We start from the raw sequence: 20,814 nt of genomic DNA on the forward strand, positions 1-20,814 counted from the left end.
AGAATATGCAGGCGGTAGTTTACCATAGCCAAGATATCCAGGCATGGGAGCAACGTTGGTTTGCTGCGCAAAACTCCTCATTAGGCCTAATGCAACAAGCAGCTTGGTCAATCACTCAACAACTCATTGTACTTTTTCAAAAACAAAATTTTAAGAATATTGCTGTTTGGTGCGGACAGGGTAATAACGCTGGTGATGGCTATTTTATAGCAAGCTATCTCAAACAAGCTGGGTTTCAGGTTGGAATATTTGCGGCTGAGTTGGGCGAGTCAGCTGATTTACACCACGCTGTCCATTTTGCGAAAGAAAATCATGTTCAAATACACCAAGGTTTTGAGATCAACGGGACATTTGATTGTCATATTGATGCATTGTTTGGGATTGGTTTAAACCGTGAATTAAACGGTTATTGGCAACATGCTATTCAACAATTTAATGGGCAAGCAGGGCTAAAAATTTCGATTGATATACCAAGTGGTTTACATGCAAATACTGGCTCTACTTTACCTTGTGCAATACGGGCTGATCATACATTTACTGTTTTAGGGCTTAAAGCAGGACTGTTTACAGGCCAAGGTAAAGAATATGCAGGACAAATTCATTTAATTAATTTAATACCAATAGACCAAGAGCTGAAACCTCTTGCTTACTTGACGCCAACACATATCAACTTTCCTAAACGTTTGGCTTTTGGACATAAAGGAAGTTATGGGCATGTTTTGGTGATAGGTGGACATGAGCAAATGGGCGGGGCCGTCATTATGGCTGCTGAAGCTGCTTTTCATGCAGGGGCAGGCAAGGTTACGGTAGTTTGTCATCGCAACCATCATCAGGCTATTTTGTCGCGAGCTCCTAATATTATGCTGCGTGATATTAATGATTTCGATGAAAACGGTATTAAAGAAATTTTATCTCAGGTTGATGCAGTATGTTTCGGAATGGGATTAGGCCGTGATGAGTGGGCACTCCAAATCTATCAACAGTGGTTTAATTATTTAAATCAGACTTCACATTTAGAAGTTGTATTAGATGCAGATGCCCTATGGTTTCTCGCAAAGCAGCCTGAAAAATTGAGTTTACATATTTATGCAACACCTCATCCGGGGGAGGCCGCTACATTACTTAGTTGTTCTACTTGGCAAATTGAAAATGACAGAATTGCTGCGATTTATGCGTTGCAGCAAAAATATGCAGGCCAGTGGGTGCTTAAAGGAGCAGGCAGCTTAATTTTAGAAGATAACTTGTATATTTGTACGCAAGGTAATGCAGGTATGGGAACTGGTGGAATGGGAGATGTGTTGGCGGGCATGATTGCAAGCTTAAAAGCCCAGTTCCACAAAGCAGTTACCCTACATGAGATCGTAACTCTCCATGCTCAGGCAGGTGACCAACTTGCCAAACAAGGCATGCGCGGTTTACAAGCTTATGAGATGAATCAAGCAATTACTCAAGTAGTAAATCAATAAACAATAAAACTTTAGCGTCTACGGCTACTAGAGCGACTTCGTCCACGAGCCATACCACCTAAGGCATTCAAGACGGTTAGTTTGCTCATACTTCCTGAAGCGTGGGCATGACAAATTGCAGCAGCAAGAGCATCGGCTGCATCGGCTTGAGGTTTAATGGTCAGGTTAAGTAAACGCATCACCATCATTTGTACTTGTTCTTTATCGGCAGCACCATATCCCACTACAGACTGTTTAATCTGGCGTGCAGTATATTCTGCAACTTGTAAATCTAAATTCACTAAAGCGGCTATAGCAGCTCCACGGGCTTGACCAAGTTTTAAGGCAGAGTCGGGGTTCTGTGCCATAAAGACTTGCTCGACCGCAGCTTCAGTAGGACCATGAAATTTCACAATTCGTTCAACACCAGCAAAAATACGCTTCAAGCGCTCTGGCATCTCTTGAGTTTCCGTTCGGATTGTACCGGCATCAACAAAACGTAGTTTACTACCATCTTTTTCAATGATTCCGTAACCTGTTAAGCGTGAACCTGGATCAATTCCAATAATCAATGGCATGTGAAGACTTACTTAAATAGTTTAGAGGGTATTGTTACATAGCCAAATCGGTTCTGCATGAGTAATTTAAAGAATGCTGCTATGAATGGTTATTTTTCGGTTTTTAATCCTAAAGATTTATATTGTCCACCCAATTTTCCATATATTCATAATGAAGAGTTTGAAATCATTTGATGTAATTCTATTTTAATGGAATACTTATCTATAATGATGGAATTGAGCTTCTTTAATGGATGATATCAATATAAGGATTGCACATCGAATACGAGAGCTGCGTTTAGCACGTGGATATACTTTAGATGTATTAGCTGCCCGTTGCCAAGTTAGCCGTTCAGCTATTTCTTTAATTGAAAGAGGAGAAACGAGTCCTACGGCAGTTGTTCTTGAAAAACTAGCAAATGGTCTTGAAGTACCTTTAACTCAAATTTTTACGAATGAAGCAGGGAATTCATCATCTCAACCGCTTATTCGTCGGAATGAACAAGCTGAGTGGCGAGATCCGGAAACTGGCTATATACGCCGTACAGTTTCACCTCCGAACTTAAAATTACCCTTCCAGATTGTTGAAATTGAATTTCCGCCTCATTCTCGAATTACTTATGAAACTAATGAAAGCTCTAGAGTGGTACAGCAGCAGCTTTGGGTCGTTGAAGGGAAAATTGAAATTCAATTAGGTGAAACTTCTTATGCATTAGGTCAAGGGGATTGCTTGGCAATGCAATTAGATCAACCTGTCATATACAGTAATCATTCAGCTCAAGTTGCTCGTTATATTTTAGTCGTTTCTAATCAACTGGTGCCCGCTCTTAAGGAATCTTTATGAACTATTCCCTCGATTCTAATTTCCGTTTAATTGATTGTAATGAAGCAGAGCATGCGGTAGCAATATTAGAAATTCTAAATGATGCGATTGTTAACTCTACCGCATTGTATGACTATGTTCCCCGTTCACTTGATTCAATGAAAACATGGTTTTCGGTAAAAAGAGAAAATGGTTTCCCTGTCATTGGGGTAGTAGATGAGTTAGGTAAGTTATTAGGATTTGCTAGTTGGGGAACATTTAGAGCGTTTCCAGCTTATAAATATACGGTTGAGCATAGTATCTATATTCATCATGAACATCGTGGCTGTGGTCTAAGTAAAGTTTTAATGCAAGCGTTAATTCAACGTGCTCAACAGGCTCAACTTCATGTGCTCATTGGTTGTATTGATGCGACAAATCAAGCCAGTATAGGCCTTCATGAGAAAATGGGCTTTACCCACGCTGGTACTTTTAAACAAGTGGGCTTTAAATTTGGGCAATGGCTTGACGCTGCTTTTTACCAACTAATTTTGAATACTCCATTTGAACCAGTGGATGGATAGATTATCAGTTTTAAAATAGCAATGGCCCAGATCAAAATGGTAAAAGTGAACTGGGCTATAAACTAACTCTATAAAATACCTAATTGTTCTAAGCTTTTATAAGTAATCTCTTTTCGAACAGAGCTAGGTATTCCTTTTTTCATTTCTAAGTTAAGGGAGAACGCTACAATATTCCCTTGAGGCTGAACAACCCATCCAGTTAACCAGCCTACTTGTGGGTTTACATCCCATCCCCAACCACTTTTTGCGTATATTTTGTTTCCATTCTTTTCTTCTATGAATAGCATGGATTGCACTTCATCTTGGACTTTTTGGCTAAATGGAAGCGTTTTATTAGCTAGCTTGTAAGCAAACTGTGCCTCTTGCTGAGGAGTAATTTTTAAAGGACCCACCAGCCAAAAATTATCGACTTGGGTACCGATATCTGCATTGCCATAACCAACACGCTTCACTTCCTTAGACATGAGCTCAAGTCCAATACGACGAGCTAAATCTTGATAAACTGGAATAGCGGAAGCTTTCATGGCATCGCCTAGGGTCATGTCCTTTTCCCATTCTGGGAATAACCTTTTTTTACCATCCCACTTAAATACTTCTGTGGTGGTTGCCTTATGGTGCTCAAGGCCGATCAAAGCATTAAGCATTTTGAAGGTCGAAGCAGGTACATACTCGGTCGAAGCACGAGCAAGATCATTACCATAGCTTTGTTGAGTTTGGCCTTGTTGGATAACTAAAACACCCGTAGTGTGTGCTTCGTTAAATAAATTTTTAATTTTCTCTGCTTTTACATCAGATTTTGAAGCGCTGTGATTTGGATTAGCAGTCACTATATAAGGTGAGCAGGCTGAAATAAAAATAGCGCTTGTTATAAGTAAGAGTGCTTTAATGTTCATAAGACTTATAAGATTGAATTTGAAGTTTAGCTAATTAATGTAACTTGAGTAGATCAATTATTAGATATCAAAAATGTAAGTTAAATTTTATAAAAAAGCTGCTAATAGATAAAAGTATCGGCCAATTCATGAAAAAATTGCAATCTTGTAGAAAAAACACTTGATAAAGTTGTTATAGCACTCATTAATGATAGAGTATGACTGTTTTATTAAGTTAGAATCAGTCTTATTTATAGTATTGCAGAACCTTAGTTTAGCTATGATTTTAGGTTACAACAAAAACATTGTCTAAGCTTTGCAACTAAATTTAATCCATGATTTCAAATGAAAAATGGATGAGTTTAGTTAAGTAGTAACAACTGCAATGAATTTTCTTTTTGAGATAGATAAAGTTTTACATGAATTTACTTCTTATTGTGGTTCTGGGCGCGATTGTTGAAATTGCCGTATGGATTGGTGTAGCACAGTTCATCAGTGGATGGTATGTGTTTTTCTGGTTCATTATTGCTTTCTTTATTGGTCTAACGCTTATTCGTAATAGTACGGCTGGTATTATGCCGCAATTACAACAAATGCAGATGACTGGACAATTGGGTAATGATCCGACTGTGACTAAAAAATTAGCTTATGCTTTTGCTGGTTTTTTATTAATGTTGCCAGGTTTGGTATCGGATGTATTAGCGCTCTTAATTCTTATTCCGGGCGTACAAACTGCGTTTCGTAATATTGCAATGAGAACACTCGCAAAACGTCAGCAAGCCATGATGAATAAAATGATGGGCGGCATGGGTGGTGCAGGTGCTGGTCAAAACCCATTTGCAGATTTAATGCGTCAAATGCAGGATATGCAGAATCAACAAGGTGGTGGTAGCCAATATCATGATTCTAGTATTATTGATGGCGAAGCGAGAGAAGTTACTCCAGACCACAAGAAAATTGAGCATAAAAATAAAGATTAATTAATCTATTATACAAAAAGGGCCTAAATCTAAAAGATTTAGGCCCTTTTTAATTTATAACAATTAATCATCTGAAGTTTCAGAAATAACTGCTTTTGCTTGAATCATCTCGTTTTGATTATCTTGGAGCTTAGTTTGAGGTTGATACTTGTTTGAAGGCAGAGCTACTTGCTTGTTTTCAGATTGTTGATATTTTTGGCTTCTATTGGCTCTTTCACGAAAGCCACCTTTATTAATGAGCTGTGTCATAAATTCGCCTGGAAAATAAAATATGTTTCTATTTTAACAAATTCAACAAAATATCAAAATAAGAAAAATAGTGCTAAAAAAATAATATTTAGTCTATCTCTTTGTATAAATTAAATATTTGAAATTTGAACGGATTGTTCATTCAGATTGAATTATCTTTTCATTTCACATAGGATAAATATAAAGGATGTATAAATTTAAAAATGTAGCAAACCTATTAAAACAACAACGGTTGAAGTGAGGGAAGGAGGGTTACCTATGCTATACCAATATCATTGTGCTTGTTGCGACAAAGTTGTGGCATCAACTGATAAATCATGTCCATATTGCGGTTCACACCATATTCGTAGTCCATATGGCCTATGGATGTTTTGTGTGATGGCTTGTCTAGCAGTTGTTGTCGTATTCAAAGTTGTTCATCTTTATATCCAGAATCATCAAGATACACCTGTGCAATCGACTCTGTTAGATGTATTAAATGAAGGTGATAAGAGCACAAAACAATAATATTGCTTAATACTCACTTCATGCCTTTAAATAATGTATGTTGAAGGGGCTATTGTTTAATTTTAATCAAATACAAAAATAATAAAAAAGCCCGCTGAAGAGCGGGCTTTTAATATAATCAGCTTAAAGGCCTGCGGCATCTTTAAGTGCTTCAACTTTATCAGTTTTTTCCCATGTAAATGCAGTATCTGAACCTTCACGACCAAAGTGGCCGTAAGCAGCTGTTTGTTTATACATAGGTTGAATTAAGTTAAGCATGCGAGTAATACCAAACGGACGTAAATCGAAATGTTCACGTACTAACTGGATAATTAACTCATCAGAAACTTTTGCAGTACCAAAAGTATTGATTGAAATAGACGTTGGCTCTGCAACACCAATTGCATAACTCACCTGAATTTCACATTTGTCCGCAAGACCAGCAGCAACAATATTTTTAGCTACATAACGACCAGCATACGCAGCTGAGCGGTCTACTTTAGATGGATCTTTACCAGAGAATGCACCACCGCCGTGACGAGCCATACCGCCATAAGTATCAACGATGATTTTACGGCCAGTTAAACCACAGTCACCCACAGGTCCACCGATAACAAACATACCAGTCGGGTTAATGTGGAATTTAGTTGCTGCATGGAACATTTCAGCAGGAATGATCGGTTTAATAATTTCTTCAATTACAGCTTCTTTAAGCTGAGTTTGAGTAATTTCAGGATCATGCTGTGTAGAAAGTACTACTGCGTCTAAACGTACAGGTTTGCCATTTTCATAAGCAAAAGTTACCTGACTTTTTGCATCTGGACGTAACCATGGTAATGCACCAGAACGACGAAGTTCAGCTTGGCGTTCCATTAAACGGTGAGCATAAGAAATAGGGGCTGGCATAAGCACGTCGGTTTCACGGCTTGCATAACCAAACATTAAACCTTGGTCTCCAGCACCTTGGTCTTCAGGTTTTTGGCGGTCTACACCTTGTGCAATCTCTGGTGATTGTTTACCAATCATGTTGATTACAGCACAAGTTGAACCATCAAAGCCTAAATCTGAATGGTGATAGCCGATACCGTTAACAGTTTGGCGAACAACAGCTTCTACATCAATATTCGCAGTTGTTGTGATTTCACCTGCAAGTACAACAGCGCCTGTTTTTACCAGTGTTTCACAAGCAACACGTGCGTATGGGTCTTCTTTTAAGATTGCATCCAAAATAGCGTCGCTAATTTGGTCGGCCATTTTATCGGGATGACCTTCGCTTACAGATTCCGAGGTAAAAACAGCGTACTCGCGCATGAAAGTCCTATCTTGGTTATTTCAAAAAGACATAATATGTTACATCGACTTGAGCTTGAGGACCAGTTCATACTGACTAAAAAGCATGAATTTCTTTCATTTCTACTATGTTTTAATTGATATGTGTATCAGGGAAATTGATATAGATAGATGAAAATTAATCATTTTTATATTAGAGTTTTAATAAAATGTTTAAATTTTAAACATTTGATTTTGTTAAATATTAATCAAGAAGATTTAGACTATGAAGTGAAAGCTATAAATAAAGAAAATAAATACAACTCTATATGTTGATTAAGAGGAAGAAGCTTACAATCGTTGAGTATGGAAATAAGTATAAATACTATTGTTTTACACAGCTTAAGAATCTAAATGTTTTTTGAGTAACCAAGAAATAGTTAAAAATAAAGAAATATACAGTGTTGGGGTTTACCCCTAGGCGTTTTTTTAAGACAATATAGCGGCATTGAATGGTTATTCATCTTCTTCTTTTCATCAATCTATTAAAATTGGATTCTGATCTATGACGACCCCTTTAAACGAACGTCGTATTGCAAACGCAATTCGTGTATTGGCAATGGATGCTGTGCAACAGGCAAACTCAGGGCATCCAGGTGCTCCAATGGGGATGGCAGATATTGCTGATGTCGTCTGGCGCGAGTTTTTAAATCACAACCCAAATAATCCACAATGGGCAAACCGTGACCGTTTTGTTTTATCAAATGGCCATGGTTCAATGTTGCAATATGCTTTGCTTCATTTAACAGGTTATGATCTTTCAATTGAAGATTTAAAACAATTCCGTCAATTGCACTCAAAAACTCCTGGTCACCCTGAATATGGTTATGCTCCAGGAATTGAAACAACGACAGGTCCTTTGGGTCAAGGTATTGCGAACGCTGTTGGTTTTGCATTAGCAGAAAAAACTTTAGCTGCTCAGTTCAATAAAGATGACTTAAAAGTAGTTGATCACTTTACCTATTGTTTCTTAGGTGATGGCTGTTTAATGGAAGGTATTTCTCATGAAGTATGTTCTTTAGCAGGTACTTTACAGCTTGGTAAATTGATTGCTTATTATGATGACAACGGCATTTCGATTGATGGTGAAGTAGAAGGCTGGTTTAGTGATGACACTGAAGAGCGTTTCAAGTCTTATGGTTGGCAAGTTCTTCGTGTAGATGGGCATGATGCTGATGCGATTCGTCAAGCAACAGTTGAAGCTAAAGCAGAAACTCAAAAACCAACGATTATTATTTGTAAAACAATTATTGGCTTAGGTTCTCCAAACAAGCAAGGTAAAGAAGACTGTCACGGTGCACCACTGGGTAAAGATGAAATTACCTTAACTCGTGAAGCTTTAGGTTGGACTGAAGAAGCATTTGTTATTCCTGCTGATGTATATGCTGCATGGGATGCTAAAGCAAAAGGTAATGAAGCTGAAGCAGCTTGGAATGAAGTGTTTGCTCAATATCAAGCAAAATATCCAACGGAAGCAGCTGAGTTACTTCGTCGTATTAGCGGTGACTTACCAACAGAATTTTCAGCTCAAGCAGATGCATTTATTCGTGAAACAAATGCTAAAGCTGAAACTGTAGCAACTCGTAAAGCGAGCCAAAACACATTACAAGCATTTGGTCCTTTATTACCTGAATTATTAGGTGGTTCTGCGGACTTGGCAGGTTCTAACTTAACACTTTGGAAAGGTTGCCAAGGCGTTCAAGAAAACCCGGCTGGTAACTACGTGTATTATGGTGTACGTGAGTTCGGTATGACTGCAATCGCTAACGGTGTTGCATTGCATGGCGGCTTCATTCCTTACGTTGCAACGTTCTTAATGTTTATGGAATATGCACGTAATGCGGTACGTATGTCTGCATTAATGAAGCAACGCGTGATTCATGTTTATACACATGACTCAATCGGTTTAGGTGAAGATGGTCCAACACACCAACCAATTGAACAAATTGCTTCTTTACGTGGCACACCAAACTTAAATACTTGGCGTCCTGCTGATACTGTAGAAACAGCAATTGCGTGGAAATCTGCTTTAGAGCGTAAAGATGGCCCTACAGCACTTATTTTCTCTCGTCAAAACTTACCATTCCAAACGCGTACTGAAGAGCAAATCCAAAATGCGGCAAAAGGTGGTTATGTTCTTGCTCAAGAGAAAGGTGAGTTGAAAGCAATTATTATTGCTACTGGTTCAGAAGTTTCTTTAGCAATGGAAGCTTATGCTCAACTTGAAGGTGTTCGTGTTGTTTCTATGCCATGTGCAGAAGAGTTCATGAAACAAGATGCTGCATATCGTGAAGCAGTATTACCAGCTCATATTCGTGCACGTGTTGCTGTAGAAGCTGCTCATGTTGACTACTGGTGGAAGTTTGTTGGTCTTGATGGCAAAGTAATTGGTATGACAACTTATGGTGAGTCAGCACCAGCAAAAGACTTGTTCCAATTCTTCGGTATTACAACTGAGGCTGTAGTTGCTGCGGTAAAAGAGTTAACTGCTTAATCTTTTGAGCAGAATAAAAAGCGTCCCGATTGGGGCGCTTTTTTTATGAGCTATTTAAATGTTAAGTTCAGTTTGGATCGTAATATTAGACGTTAAAAGCTTATGAATAGGGCAGTTTTCAGCAACTTTTAATAATCTTTTATGCTGATCCTCAGTAAATTCACCTTTTAGAGTAATTTTACGCTCAATATTATTTTGACCTGCTTCTGGATCACCATTTGGATTTAATGCTAAATCAACTTGTACATGCTCAATTTTGATGCCTTTGTGATTTGCATACATTTCTAGTGTAATTGTAGTGCAAGCTCCTAAAGCCGATAATAAAAGCTGAACCGGATTTGGAGCTGTATCTTGTCCACCTTTATCGGTGGGTTCATCTGCAAACCATTGATGGCCTGAAGGATCGGTAAGCGTTACTCGATAAGGAGTAGAAGTACTTTGTGCTTGGGCAGTGTTAACCATGTTTTACCTTGTTATTTATCAATAAAATCGTAGTAAAAATTAATAAATCTGAAAGCTTCGAATAGAAGAATATCTATACTTTATAATATGGTTTTTGAATAACAACTGTAACGCTTTTATTGTTGCATGGATGAAACATATCGTTTTATAAAGAATAGTGAATTAAATTACTTGATGTATACACTAACGACTATATCAATAAAGGATACGAAAAATGCATCTTAAAACATTAAGCTTCGGTTTAGCAGTAGCATTGGCAAGTACAGTTACATTAGCTGCACCAGTGGACTATAAAATTGATCCAACACATACAGCTACTGTTTTCTCGTGGAATCACTTCGGTTTTTCAACCCCAAGTGCTAACTTCTCGGACATCCAAGGTGTAATTAAAGTTGACAATGCTAAACCAGCAAACTCATCTGTAAATGTGACCATTCCTTTAAGCAGTGTGAATACCAATGTACCTGCTTTAGATAAAGAGTTCCAAGAAGAAGCTTGGTTTAATGCGGCTAAATACCCAAACATTACTTTCAAAAGTACGAAAGTAGAAACTAAAGATAAAAAACATTTTAAAATTACTGGTGATTTGACTGTTAAAGGTATCACTAAGCCAGTTGTACTTGATGCTGTCTTAAATAAGCAAGGCGAGCACCCAATGGCAAAAGTTCCAGCGATTGGTTTTAACGCGACAACTTCGTTCAATCGCTCTGACTTTGGTTTAGGTAACTATGTACCAAACGTGGGTGATAAGATCACTGTAAACATTACAACTGAAGCAACTGCGGCTAGTGCAGCTAAAAAATAAGTTGTAAGTTTTCTAAAAAAGTCCTCAACTTGAGGACTTTTTTAATTAGATAGTTTCTTTTTTATCTGGTTCTATAAAGACTAAAGGTGAGGTTGGGTCTATATTTCTTTTTTCGGCTTTTTCTCTTAGAAATTGATAAGTCGGAATATTCATTTTTGCCTGATCACGTAATTTCTTTTTAATATAAAGAACAAGAGCAAAGCAGGTGGTTGCTACGGTTAGCATCATGCCATTCATATAGCTCATGATTGAGCTCACGTAACCAATGGTGGTTAAACGATGCATCATTCGCTCAACTTGAGTACTACTTTCGATACCAGTAATCGCCCAACTGCATAAATGCTCACAATTATTAATAATCAAATGATAATGGTTTTCATGCATACGTGAACGCATACGTCGTACAACAACTTTTCCTCTGTAGCGTGGTGCATCATAAGAACGTACATGAATTTTTTTGCCATGAGAAAAGGCATCTAGGGAAGTGATTTCAATGGGCCGTTTTTTGATGAAATGTGCGAGGCCTGAATAATGAATAACTCGACCTCTCCCAGCATAGATACCATGATGGCTATAGCCGAGATGTTTTACAATAAGATGAGCCCCTAAAGGGTAGCGTTTATTTGTTTGTTGCATATTCACGCTGATCCAATAAAGTTTAATCACTTTTATACAAAGCTGTGACTATTATAACGAATATAGTTGTGTTCTAGTGTATTGATTAGGTGGAATAAGCGACTTTCGGGTATATATCACTTCAAACATTTTTATTTAATAAAGTGTCTTTATGAAAATAAAATGACATCTAAGGTTTGGCATTAATGAAAATACTAGTACTGTGTATCGTGAACTTCATAATCTTTACACAATCCGCTTTAGCACTAGAGTATCGGCAGATTAGAAATACTACTGATGATCAGTTTGAAGTAATTGAAATTTCTAATTTAGAACAATTACGCTTATTTCTGAAAAATCCGCAAACTGATCAATATTATAAAAGTTTCGACAATATTCAATATCAACTTAAAGCATGTGAACAGCTTACTTTTGCGATGAATGGAGGCATGTTCCATTCCGGTTTTTCTCCAGTAGGACTATATATTGAAAACGGACGAGAGAGCCAACCTTTAAATGAAGATAAAGGCTGGGGAAACTTCTTTTTGCAGCCTAATGGAGTTCTAGCATGGAATGACAAACAAGCTGTTATATTGACAACTGAACAATACAAAGCAAAAGTTTTTCAACCCGATTATGCTACGCAGTCCGGCCCTATGTTAGTGATTAATGGCAAAATAAATCCCTTATTCCTAGCAAATAGCGATTCAAAGAAAATACGTAATGGGGTAGGTGTAAAAAATAATAAATTGTATTTTGTGATATCTAAAAATAGAGTGAATTTCTATAGTTTTGCTCAGTTCTTCCAAAAAAATCTTGAAGTCGAGCAAGCTCTATACCTTGACGGTTCTATCTCTAGTTTATATTTGCATAAGAATAATCGAAATGACAAAAAATTTAATATGGGGCCTATTATTGGATGGGTGGATCAGGCAGATTGTAGACACAAGTAAAATATAAAAAAGCCAGTACAAGACTGGCTTTTTAATTAATGAATAGATGGTTTTTGAGTGAGTTCATTTAACTCTTTTCGGCTATAACCACGGGAAATAAGAACTTTCTTGATTCCCTTAATGACATCTTCATCAGTCGCTTGCGCAAGCGCACTTAGAAGTTGTTCATTAGTTTTACATGAGCAGTCATTTTCAACACAAGCAGTTTGGTTTTTATGCTCGTTATGCTGTTGATCTGCCAAGAACAGCTTTTGCCAAAAACTCATAGAGCCTTCATATACAACCTAACATAGCTCGAAATATAGCCAATATAAATTAAAATACAAGACTCTATATGTGATAAATCCACCAGTTGAACTAGAGAATTTTCGATAGTAATGGTCGAGTTAAACGAAATTATGACGAATAGATGACTTGATATTTTTTTTAAATTTAAATACTTAATTAAAACACCTTGAAAAATAAGGAGATATTTAATCTCCTTATAAAATAGGGTTACATTGAAAAATTTTGTTTAAATCTTCTCAAGTAAGACACCAGACTCTACATGATGCGTATAAGGGAACTGATCAAATAAAGCAAACTTAGTAACGCGATGAGTTTGAGTGAGCGTTTTTAAATTTTCATATAAAGTGTTGGGGTTGCATGAAATGTAGATAATACGTTCAAAGCTCTGCAATAGTTTTAAAGTTTCATCGTCAATTCCTGCGCGTGGAGGATCAACGAATACTGTATCGAAGTCGTAGCTTTGAATATCAATATCTGCTTCTTGTAGACGGCGGAATTCACGTTCACCTTGATAGGCTTGAGTGAACTCTTCAGCCGAGAGGCGAGCTACTTGAATATTATCAATTTGGTTCTGTTCGATATTCCACTGCGCCGCATAAACTGATGATTTTGCAAGTTCAGTTGCAAGCACTCTTTCAAATTTTAAAGAGAGTGGAAGTGTGAAATTACCATTACCACAATAAAGTTCTAACAGGTGTTTTTTTGATCCTTCAGCTGCATCACATGCCCATTGCAGCATTTTTTTGCAAACTTGTGCATTAGGCTGCGTAAAGCTACTTTCGATTTGTTTGTATTTAAATGAACGGTTTAAAAGTTCAAATTCTTCTACCACAAAGTCATCACCAATAACAATTTTCTGGCCTCGGCTACGACCCATAATTTTAATATTTAATTTTTCAGCAAGTGCTTTAGCTTCTTGTTCCCATTCCTGATTAAGCTTGCGGTGATAAATCAAGGTAACTAACATTTCTCCGCTTAGAGTTGCGAGAAAGTCAACTTCAAATAAACGCTGAGAAAGTAAAGAGTTGGCTTTAAGTTCTGCTAAAAGAAGTGGCATTAAGTCATTAATGCTTTTATCTGCAATAGGAAACTCATCTATGCGTACAACGGTTTTTTGCTTGCCATCGTCATTACGTTCAAACATGGCATAAAACATATCATTTTCTGTATGCCAGATGCGAAATTCAGCACGCATACGGAAATGTTGTTCAGGCGATTCAAACACTTCTAATGTAGGCGGTGTAAATTCAGAAAATTGAGTAGTAATGCGATCAATTTTAGCTTGAAGTTGTTGATGATAAGAAGAAGTCATAGACAAAGAAAATTTAGACAGAATCAAATGGTGAATGGTACCAAAAAATTGAGCTTAGAGGAGCCAATTTTAGTTAGTTATTCATAAAGAAAAAATACTTACACTAGGAGTGACTTAAAACGCGTTCAATAAAATTAGATTTTACTGCTCTATATTGGTCATGATCTAAGTGGGTGGACTCTAACTTTAATTGATTATATTCATTAACTAATGTTGGAGAAGCTATAAGCTTATCTCTAAAGGTTAAGAAAAATGTGAATATTGAACCGGTTACTACAACTTGAAAGGCAACATCATCGTTGTTGAGTGAATCGAGCATGCAAAGCTCATTTGTTCTTAATGTATTTTGCTTTTCTATAAAATTAAGCGTTTTTAACTGTTCTATTGCAAACTCAAATTGATCGGGTAGAACCTCAATATAAATGTCTAAATCACCTTTTGAGAATGCATTAGGTATTGCAGATGAACCTATATGCTCAATTTGGGCAGATGGTAGCAGAGCGGAAATTTGTTTTCGGTATAAGTTAAAAAGCTGAGTGCATCTTTTTTGGTATTGTTCTGGTTCAAAAAAAATCATTATTAAAAACTCAAATTGATAAAATTTATATATTTAAGAATAGATTATTTTATTAAACAAAAAAGCCCAAATATCGTAATTTGGGCTTTTTAGAAAATTACTTAATTATTCAGACATTGTCATTAAGCTTGCATTACCGCCAGCCGCAGCTGTATTTACGCTAATTGCACGTTCAATTACCAAACGTTCAAGTGGAATCGACTCATTTGGTTCAACATGAGTAATACCAACAATTGCGCCAGAACGGCTAGCAATTTCTTGCTGTAATGAGAAGATCTCTTCGCGGTTGCCATGATGTAAAACTGCATCAAAATCATCTGTAGTGATGTTTTTAATGGTAGTAATCGCATCAAGTACATCTTTTGGCAACGTTTGTTTATGTTTTGCCAATAATGGACTATTTGGCATTACAGCAGCTTGGCTGCCAACTGCAAAGATTGCAAGTAACTGATGCAATTGATCTTGTTCTGTATCAGCAATTGAAAGAACACGATGACGCGGCAAAATAATATATTGGTTACTTTCCCCAGTAGGGCCTTGTAACTCATAAAATTTACCAACACCAAAAGGTTCAATTTCACGGTTTGCTTGTGGTAAATGTTGTTTCGCCCAGTTTTGTAAGCTTTGATAAACCTCACGGGTAAAGCCTTCAAAAACGGTTTGCTCATTTTTTACCGCAAATGGAGTTGCTAATACTTTGTTAGAACAATGCTGCATTAAGCGATACATGTAAAGAGGGCCACCCGCTTTAGGGCCTGTACCAGATAAACCTTCACCACCGAATGGTTGTACGCCAACAACAGCACCAACAATATTACGGTTGATATAAAGGTTACCCACTTCAGCATGTTGAATTACGGTTTGGATGGTTTCATCAATACGGGTATGCAGACCCATGGTTAAACCATAACCTTTCGCATTAATTCTTGAGATGAGTTGCTCAAGTTCACCATACTTATAGGTAATGATGTGTAAAACCGGACCAAAAACTTCACGTTGTAAGTCATCAAGATTAGGAAGTTCAATTGCTGTTGGCACAACAAAAGTTCCTTTATCTAATTCTGTTTGGCTTGTTGCACCAAACATCAATTGATGTACCGGATAACCCTTCGATTTCATTTTCTGGATGTGCTGGTCAATCGTCTGTTTTGCTTCGTCATCAATAACAGGACCAATGTCAGTTTTTAAAATTGCAGGGTTACCTACGATCAACTGTTGCATTGCACCTTTAAGCATTTTAATAACGGTTGCAGCACTGTCTTCTTGTACACATAAAATACGTAAAGCAGAGCAGCGTTGACCTGCGCTATCAAAAGCAGAACTTACAACATCTAATACAACTTGTTCAGTTAAAGCAGATGAGTCAACAATCATTGCATTTTGACCGCCAGTCTCTGCAATGAGTGGAATAGATTGACCATTTTCAGATAAACGTTTTGCAACGGTCTTCTGTAAAATTTTTGCAACTTCAGTCGAGCCAGTAAACATAATGCCATCGATACGGCTATCTTGGCTGAGCTGAGCACCTACTGTTTCACCGCGGCCAGGAAGTAGCTGTACAGCACCATGTGGAATACCAGCTTCCCATAAAATCTGAACTGCTTGGGCTGCGATCAATGGAGTTTGTTCAGCTGGTTTAGCAATAACACAGTTACCACTGACTAATGCCGCAGCAATTTGACCTGAGAAAATTGCAAGAGGGAAGTTCCATGGGCTAATACAAAGTACAGTACCTAAAGGCTGAATAACTGTATTTGCAGGAAGATTTTCAACTTGGGTTGCATAGTAACGTAGGAAATCTACAGCCTCACGAACTTCTGCAATCGCATTGGCATAAGTTTTACCACTTTCACGGCAAAGTAATACCATCAACTCTTGAATACGGCTTTCCATGAGGTCAGCTGCGCGTTTTAAGTATTGAGCGCGTTGATCCTTAGGTGTATTTGACCATTCTGACTGGGTTTGTTCAGCTGCAGTAAGAGCGATTTCGACATGCTTAAGATCAGCTTCTTGTACATAACCAACAATTTCATCATTTTGTGCTGGGTTTGTAATTGCAACAGAATGACCTTGTTCTAAAGAATCAGTATTAGCCAACAACGGATGGCTTTGCCAAATACGATTACGTAATTCTTGAGCTGTGCTATCTAAAGCTGCAAGTGGGGTGTCATTTGCTAAGTCATAACCTTTAGAGTTTTTACGAAGCGTTCCGTACATATCTAAAGGTAGTGGAATTGATGGATGTTTTAAACCAACCGAACCTTCAAGTTTAGCTGCATTACGAATATCATAAATTGGAGACTGGATAAGATCTTCAACTTTAAGAGTTTTATCGGCAATACGGTTAACAAATGAAGTATTCGCGCCATTTTCAAGTAAACGACGGACTAAATAAGCTAACAATGTTTCGTGGTTACCAACCGGAGCATAAATACGGCATGGCACGCCTAATTTATTTTGTTCACGTGGACCAACAACTTGTTCATAAAGCGGCTCGCCCATACCATGTAAGCATTGGAACTCATATTGACCAGCGTAATATTTGCTTGGATCTGCTAAATGATAGATCGTTGCTAAAGTTTGAGCATTATGCGTCGCAAATTGCGGATAAATAAATTCTGGTGCTGCAAGTAATTTTTTAGCACAAGCGATATAAGACAAATCAGTATGAACTTTACGCGTGAAGACAGGGTAGTCATCCATACCTTCGATTTGTGCTTTCTTAATTTCGCTATCCCAATATGCGCCTTTTACAAGTCGGATCATCAGACGCTTTTGGCTACGCTTAGCAAGGTCAATAATATAATCAACCACAAAGAAGCAGCGCTTTTGGTAAGCTTGAATTACGAAACCAATGCCTTTCCAGTTCGCAAGTTCTGGCTCAAAACAGAGACGCTCAAGTAACTCAAGAGAAATTTCTAAACGTTCTGATTCTTCTGCATCGATATTTAAACCAATATTGTACTGTTTAGCTAAACGAGCGAGTTCAAATACTTTGCCGTAGAGTTCTTTGTGAACACGTTCAATTTGCGCACGTTGGTAACGTGGATGTAAAGCTGAAAGCTTAATTGAGATACCAGGGCCATCATATACGCCTTTACCATTAGACGCTTTACCAATTGCATGAATGGCTTGTGTGTAATCATTAAAGTAACGTTCAGCATCATGGTCGGTTAAGGCAGCTTCACCTAACATGTCATAAGAATAGCGGAAACCTTTATCCTCAAGTACTTTTGCGTGGTCGACAGCTTCTTCGATGGTTTCACCAGTCACAAACTGTTCACCCATCATACGCATTGCAACGTCAACTGCTTTACGAATAATGCCACGGCCACTACGTGCTAAAAGGCCAGTAAGTACACTTGAAAGACTGGTTTGCTTTGGTGTTTCCATAAGCTTACCAGTTAACATGAGACCCCATGCAGCAGCATTCACAAACATTAAGCTGCTTTGGCCAACATGTTCTTTCCAGTTACCTTGATTGATTTTATCGCGAATGAGCAAATCACGTGTTGCTGTGTCTGGAATACGAAGCAAAGCTTCAGCAAGACACATCAAAGCCACGCCTTCTTGTGAAGAAAGAGAGAATTCTTGTAATAACCCTTGAACAATACCTGCTTTACCTGAAGAGGTCTTACGTTCACGTAAATTATGGGCAAGGTTAAATGCAAGGTCATAAATTTTATGATCTAAATCATCAGATACCGCAGCAGCTTGTAATAGCTCTTCTACAGCTTCAGGTTCGGCACGTCGCCAAGCTGTATTAATGCGTTGTTCAAACTCACTTTTATCGTTGAATTCGGTGATATAGCCTTGGTGAGATTTATCCATTTGATGAAAAGTATCCATTGTGTTCATATCTATTTCCGCCAACCAGCTCTCGTAAACTCATCTTGAGTAGAGAGGTTTAGATAATTTATCATTACAGAAGAAACACCGAATAACTCACTATATTTTGCCCATTTTTTAGAGGAAAATTCAGATGAATGGCCCATTATTAAGCCTTGATCGCACCGATTTAAAAATTTTGGATATTCTTCAAACAGATGGGCGTATTTCCAACAGCAGATTAGCTGAACTCGTCAATTTGTCTCCAACAGCAGTTATGGCACGAGTGCAGAAGCTCACCAAAGATGAATTCATCTTAGGTTATGAAGCTAAATTAAATCCAGTTAAGTTAAATGCAAATTTTTTGGTTTTTGTCGAAGTCTTACTTGATAAAACCACACCTAATGTTTTAGATGAGTTTATTGACGCAGTCGTGCATTATCCAGAAATCGTTGAATGCCATATGGTCAGTGGGGGATTTGATTTTTTAATTAAATTACGCAGTGGAAGTATGGAGGAGTTTCGACGTATCGCAGGGCAAGTGCTATGGCAATTACCCGGTGTAAAAGAGACTCGTAGTTATCCCGTGATGCAAGTTGTGAAAGATAGTTCAAAAATTAAAATCAAAACTAAAAATAAATAAGGGGCCGAAGCCCCTTTGTTTATTTCAATGAGTTATGTACTTTCTTTATAGAGTTTATCTGCTTGCTCAAAGCGACCAGTCACATCAGAGTTTGGCGCTTTGCTGATCAAGCTTACTACGATGATGCTGATAAATGCACAGATAAAGCCTGGAATAATTTCGTAAACACCAGTGCTTGCGAAAAGGTTTTTCCAACCGATCACAACAACAGCACCTACGATCATACCTGCTAAAGCACCTTCTAAAGTCATACGTTTCCAGAACAATGACAAGATGATGAGTGGTCCAAATGCAGCACCAAAACCAGCCCAAGCATAAGCAACAAGGCCAAGAACTTTACTGTCAGGGTTACCCGCAAGCACAATTGCTAGAACGGCAATTGCAAGAACCATGATACGCCCAACCCATACAAGCTCTTTTTGAGATGCATTTTTACGAATGAAGCCTTTGTACAAATCTTCAGTTAGTGCACTTGAACATACCAAAAGCTGACAGCTTAATGTACTCATAACCGCAGCTAAAATAGCAGCTAGAATGATACCGACAATCCATGGATTAAATAAAATTTTAGTCAATTCCATAAATACAGTTTCAGGGTTTTTACTTACCACACCTGCAAGTTCAGGGTGTTGCTGGAAGTAAGCAATACCAAAGAAACCAGCACCGACAGCACCGACTAAACATAAAATCATCCAGGTCATACCGATACGGCGAGCAGCAGGAATTGATTTTACAGAGTCAGCAGCCATGAAACGTACAAGGATATGCGGTTGGCCAAAATAGCCTAAGCCCCAAGCCATGGAAGATAAAACGGCCACCACACTTAAATCAGAAATGATGTTAAACGCATGTGGACGAGCAGTTTCAATAAGCGTCACAAACTGAGTTGTGTCACCAATTGCGAGGTAAGTCACGATTGGAGTGAGCAAGAGGGCAAAAATCATTAAGCCCGCTTGGAAAGTATCAGTCCAGCTAATTGCTAAGAAACCACCAATACAAACATAACTGATTGTTGCAATAGCACTTAACCAGATGGCGGTGGTATATGACATACCGAATAAATTTTCAAATAAACGGGCACCAGCTACCATGCCTGAAGCACAGTAAATAGCGAAGAAAACCAAGATAATAACGGCAGAGAAAATACGAAGTATCTTTTTCTGGTCATCAAATCGACTTGTAAAATAATCTGGCAGAGTGAGTGCATTATTTTGGATTTCAGTATGAACGCGTAATCGACCAGCAACCAGTAACCAGTTAAGCCAAGCACCGATAATTAGACCAATTGCAATCCACGCTTCAGATAAACCAGAAAGATAAATCGCTCCTGGTAAGCCCATGAGTAACCAACCACTCATGTCCGATGCGCCTGCGGATAATGCAGTAACGAAACTGCCTAAACTACGACCACCAAGAATATAATCAGAGAAGTCGCTTGTAGCACGGTAGGCAAATAAGCCGATAAGTACCATTGCTACGATGTACACCATAAACATGATGAGGGTGGGATCAAAATAACTCATAATGGATGTG

General features: G+C 37.9%; 20 protein-coding genes. 9 read left to right on the forward strand and 11 right to left on the reverse strand.

The window, feature by feature from the left end; genetic code table 11:
• Positions 1-5: 5 nt before the first annotated feature.
• Positions 6-1,466, forward strand: a complete 1,461-nt coding sequence (locus EG365_RS16455; RefSeq protein WP_001149481.1) for a bifunctional ADP-dependent NAD(P)H-hydrate dehydratase/NAD(P)H-hydrate epimerase — start codon at positions 6-8, stop codon at positions 1,464-1,466.
• Between the two features lie 11 nt (positions 1,467-1,477).
• Here the strand turns inward: EG365_RS16455 and ruvC are convergent, their stop codons facing one another.
• On the reverse strand, positions 1,478-2,023 hold the full coding sequence (ruvC, locus tag EG365_RS16460) for a crossover junction endodeoxyribonuclease RuvC (protein WP_001128330.1): 546 nt from the start codon (positions 2,021-2,023) through the stop codon (positions 1,478-1,480).
• Between the two features lie 229 nt (positions 2,024-2,252).
• On the opposite strand from ruvC, the gene EG365_RS16465 reads away from it, so the two are divergent.
• Complete coding sequence (locus tag EG365_RS16465; RefSeq protein ID WP_000340963.1) at positions 2,253-2,846, forward strand: helix-turn-helix domain-containing protein; 594 nt, start codon at positions 2,253-2,255, stop codon at positions 2,844-2,846.
• The gene (locus tag EG365_RS16470; RefSeq protein ID WP_001109743.1) at positions 2,843-3,388 is read left to right on the forward strand and encodes a GNAT family N-acetyltransferase; all 546 of its coding nucleotides are present in this window, start codon (positions 2,843-2,845) and stop codon (positions 3,386-3,388) included. The genes EG365_RS16465 and EG365_RS16470 overlap by 4 nt, the downstream gene beginning before the upstream one ends.
• A 68-nt stretch (positions 3,389-3,456) precedes the next feature.
• Here the strand turns inward: EG365_RS16470 and EG365_RS16475 are convergent, their stop codons facing one another.
• Positions 3,457-4,281: an OXA-51 family carbapenem-hydrolyzing class D beta-lactamase OXA-66 gene (locus EG365_RS16475; protein ID WP_001021792.1), complete on the reverse strand. Its 825-nt coding sequence runs from the start codon at positions 4,279-4,281 to the stop codon at positions 3,457-3,459.
• Positions 4,282-4,679: 398 nt separating this feature from the next.
• On the opposite strand from EG365_RS16475, the gene EG365_RS16480 reads away from it, so the two are divergent.
• Complete coding sequence (locus EG365_RS16480) at positions 4,680-5,240, forward strand: FxsA family protein (protein ID WP_001050729.1); 561 nt, start codon at positions 4,680-4,682, stop codon at positions 5,238-5,240.
• A 63-nt stretch (positions 5,241-5,303) separates the two neighbouring features.
• On the opposite strand, the gene EG365_RS16485 is transcribed toward EG365_RS16480, so the two are convergent.
• On the reverse strand, positions 5,304-5,489 hold the full coding sequence (locus tag EG365_RS16485; RefSeq protein ID WP_000192616.1) for a hypothetical protein: 186 nt from the start codon (positions 5,487-5,489) through the stop codon (positions 5,304-5,306).
• Positions 5,490-5,747: 258 nt separating this feature from the next.
• On the opposite strand from EG365_RS16485, the gene EG365_RS19400 reads away from it, so the two are divergent.
• Positions 5,748-5,996 carry a hypothetical protein gene (locus EG365_RS19400; protein WP_000966850.1) on the forward strand — a complete coding sequence of 83 codons (249 nt, stop codon included), beginning with the start codon at positions 5,748-5,750 and terminating at the stop codon, positions 5,994-5,996.
• A 123-nt stretch (positions 5,997-6,119) separates the two neighbouring features.
• Here EG365_RS19400 and metK read toward each other — a convergent pair whose 3' ends face one another.
• Entirely contained in the window at positions 6,120-7,286 is a 1,167-nt protein-coding gene (gene metK / locus EG365_RS16495; protein ID WP_001209544.1) for a methionine adenosyltransferase, read from the reverse strand.
• A gap of 523 nt (positions 7,287-7,809) precedes the next feature.
• Here metK and tkt point away from each other — a divergent pair.
• Positions 7,810-9,798, forward strand: coding sequence for a transketolase (gene tkt, locus EG365_RS16500; protein WP_000211075.1), 1,989 nt, complete (start codon positions 7,810-7,812; stop codon positions 9,796-9,798).
• A gap of 54 nt (positions 9,799-9,852) precedes the next feature.
• Here tkt and EG365_RS16505 read toward each other — a convergent pair whose 3' ends face one another.
• Positions 9,853-10,260: an OsmC family protein gene (locus tag EG365_RS16505; protein WP_000248284.1), complete on the reverse strand. Its 408-nt coding sequence runs from the start codon at positions 10,258-10,260 to the stop codon at positions 9,853-9,855.
• Between the two features lie 214 nt (positions 10,261-10,474).
• Between EG365_RS16505 and EG365_RS16510 the strand changes: the two genes are divergently transcribed.
• Positions 10,475-11,065: a YceI family protein gene (locus EG365_RS16510; RefSeq protein ID WP_000550331.1), complete on the forward strand. Its 591-nt coding sequence runs from the start codon at positions 10,475-10,477 to the stop codon at positions 11,063-11,065.
• A 45-nt stretch (positions 11,066-11,110) separates the two neighbouring features.
• Here EG365_RS16510 and EG365_RS16515 read toward each other — a convergent pair whose 3' ends face one another.
• Complete coding sequence (locus EG365_RS16515) at positions 11,111-11,701, reverse strand: lecithin retinol acyltransferase family protein (RefSeq protein WP_001187976.1); 591 nt, start codon at positions 11,699-11,701, stop codon at positions 11,111-11,113.
• 185 nt (positions 11,702-11,886) lie between these two features.
• Between EG365_RS16515 and EG365_RS16520 the strand changes: the two genes are divergently transcribed.
• Positions 11,887-12,633, forward strand: a complete 747-nt coding sequence (locus EG365_RS16520; protein ID WP_000699311.1) for a phosphodiester glycosidase family protein — start codon at positions 11,887-11,889, stop codon at positions 12,631-12,633.
• A gap of 35 nt (positions 12,634-12,668) precedes the next feature.
• Here the strand turns inward: EG365_RS16520 and EG365_RS16525 are convergent, their stop codons facing one another.
• The 4 genes from EG365_RS16525 to putA form a co-directional block, all read right to left on the reverse strand.
• Positions 12,669-12,899: a hypothetical protein gene (locus tag EG365_RS16525; protein ID WP_000011679.1), complete on the reverse strand. Its 231-nt coding sequence runs from the start codon at positions 12,897-12,899 to the stop codon at positions 12,669-12,671.
• 248 nt (positions 12,900-13,147) lie between these two features.
• The gene (gene trmA, locus EG365_RS16530; RefSeq protein ID WP_000204640.1) at positions 13,148-14,233 is read right to left on the reverse strand and encodes a tRNA (uridine(54)-C5)-methyltransferase TrmA; all 1,086 of its coding nucleotides are present in this window, start codon (positions 14,231-14,233) and stop codon (positions 13,148-13,150) included.
• Positions 14,234-14,336: 103 nt separating this feature from the next.
• Positions 14,337-14,810 (reverse strand): GrpB family protein, encoded by a 474-nt coding sequence (locus EG365_RS16535; RefSeq protein WP_000575818.1) that lies wholly within the window; start codon positions 14,808-14,810, stop codon positions 14,337-14,339.
• Between the two features lie 105 nt (positions 14,811-14,915).
• The gene (gene putA / locus EG365_RS16540; RefSeq protein WP_001094964.1) at positions 14,916-18,668 is read right to left on the reverse strand and encodes a trifunctional transcriptional regulator/proline dehydrogenase/L-glutamate gamma-semialdehyde dehydrogenase; all 3,753 of its coding nucleotides are present in this window, start codon (positions 18,666-18,668) and stop codon (positions 14,916-14,918) included.
• A gap of 124 nt (positions 18,669-18,792) precedes the next feature.
• Here putA and EG365_RS16545 point away from each other — a divergent pair, with 124 nt between their 5' ends.
• Complete coding sequence (locus tag EG365_RS16545) at positions 18,793-19,281, forward strand: Lrp/AsnC ligand binding domain-containing protein (protein ID WP_001014235.1); 489 nt, start codon at positions 18,793-18,795, stop codon at positions 19,279-19,281.
• A 32-nt stretch (positions 19,282-19,313) separates the two neighbouring features.
• Here the strand turns inward: EG365_RS16545 and putP are convergent, their stop codons facing one another.
• A complete protein-coding gene (gene putP, locus EG365_RS16550; RefSeq protein WP_000119795.1) occupies positions 19,314-20,804 on the reverse strand; it encodes a sodium/proline symporter PutP in 1,491 nt (496 codons plus the stop codon).
• Positions 20,805-20,814: the final 10 nt, after the last annotated feature.

Source organism: Acinetobacter sp. FDAARGOS_494, from assembly GCF_003812225.1.
In the GTDB taxonomy this organism is placed as follows: Bacteria; Pseudomonadota; Gammaproteobacteria; order Pseudomonadales; family Moraxellaceae; genus Acinetobacter; species Acinetobacter baumannii.

Coding starts and splice junctions, on each gene's coding strand:
- EG365_RS16545 (WP_001014235.1), top strand. CDS start 18,793: ATGAATGGCCCATTATTAAGCCTTGATCGCACCGATTTAAAAATTTTG.
- EG365_RS16475 (WP_001021792.1), bottom strand. CDS start 4,281: ATGAACATTAAAGCACTCTTACTTATAACAAGCGCTATTTTTATTTCA.
- EG365_RS16505 (WP_000248284.1), bottom strand. CDS start 10,260: ATGGTTAACACTGCCCAAGCACAAAGTACTTCTACTCCTTATCGAGTA.
- tkt (WP_000211075.1), top strand. CDS start 7,810: ATGACGACCCCTTTAAACGAACGTCGTATTGCAAACGCAATTCGTGTA.
- metK (WP_001209544.1), bottom strand. CDS start 7,286: ATGCGCGAGTACGCTGTTTTTACCTCGGAATCTGTAAGCGAAGGTCAT.
- EG365_RS16525 (WP_000011679.1), bottom strand. CDS start 12,899: ATGAGTTTTTGGCAAAAGCTGTTCTTGGCAGATCAACAGCATAACGAG.
- EG365_RS16535 (WP_000575818.1), bottom strand. CDS start 14,810: ATGATTTTTTTTGAACCAGAACAATACCAAAAAAGATGCACTCAGCTT.
- putA (WP_001094964.1), bottom strand. CDS start 18,668: ATGAACACAATGGATACTTTTCATCAAATGGATAAATCTCACCAAGGC.
- EG365_RS16510 (WP_000550331.1), top strand. CDS start 10,475: ATGCATCTTAAAACATTAAGCTTCGGTTTAGCAGTAGCATTGGCAAGT.
- ruvC (WP_001128330.1), bottom strand. CDS start 2,023: ATGCCATTGATTATTGGAATTGATCCAGGTTCACGCTTAACAGGTTAC.
- trmA (WP_000204640.1), bottom strand. CDS start 14,233: ATGACTTCTTCTTATCATCAACAACTTCAAGCTAAAATTGATCGCATT.
- putP (WP_000119795.1), bottom strand. CDS start 20,804: ATGAGTTATTTTGATCCCACCCTCATCATGTTTATGGTGTACATCGTA.
- EG365_RS16470 (WP_001109743.1), top strand. CDS start 2,843: ATGAACTATTCCCTCGATTCTAATTTCCGTTTAATTGATTGTAATGAA.
- EG365_RS16480 (WP_001050729.1), top strand. CDS start 4,680: ATGAATTTACTTCTTATTGTGGTTCTGGGCGCGATTGTTGAAATTGCC.
- EG365_RS19400 (WP_000966850.1), top strand. CDS start 5,748: ATGCTATACCAATATCATTGTGCTTGTTGCGACAAAGTTGTGGCATCA.
- EG365_RS16465 (WP_000340963.1), top strand. CDS start 2,253: ATGGATGATATCAATATAAGGATTGCACATCGAATACGAGAGCTGCGT.
- EG365_RS16520 (WP_000699311.1), top strand. CDS start 11,887: ATGAAAATACTAGTACTGTGTATCGTGAACTTCATAATCTTTACACAA.
- EG365_RS16485 (WP_000192616.1), bottom strand. CDS start 5,489: ATGACACAGCTCATTAATAAAGGTGGCTTTCGTGAAAGAGCCAATAGA.
- EG365_RS16515 (WP_001187976.1), bottom strand. CDS start 11,701: ATGCAACAAACAAATAAACGCTACCCTTTAGGGGCTCATCTTATTGTA.
- EG365_RS16455 (WP_001149481.1), top strand. CDS start 6: ATGCAGGCGGTAGTTTACCATAGCCAAGATATCCAGGCATGGGAGCAA.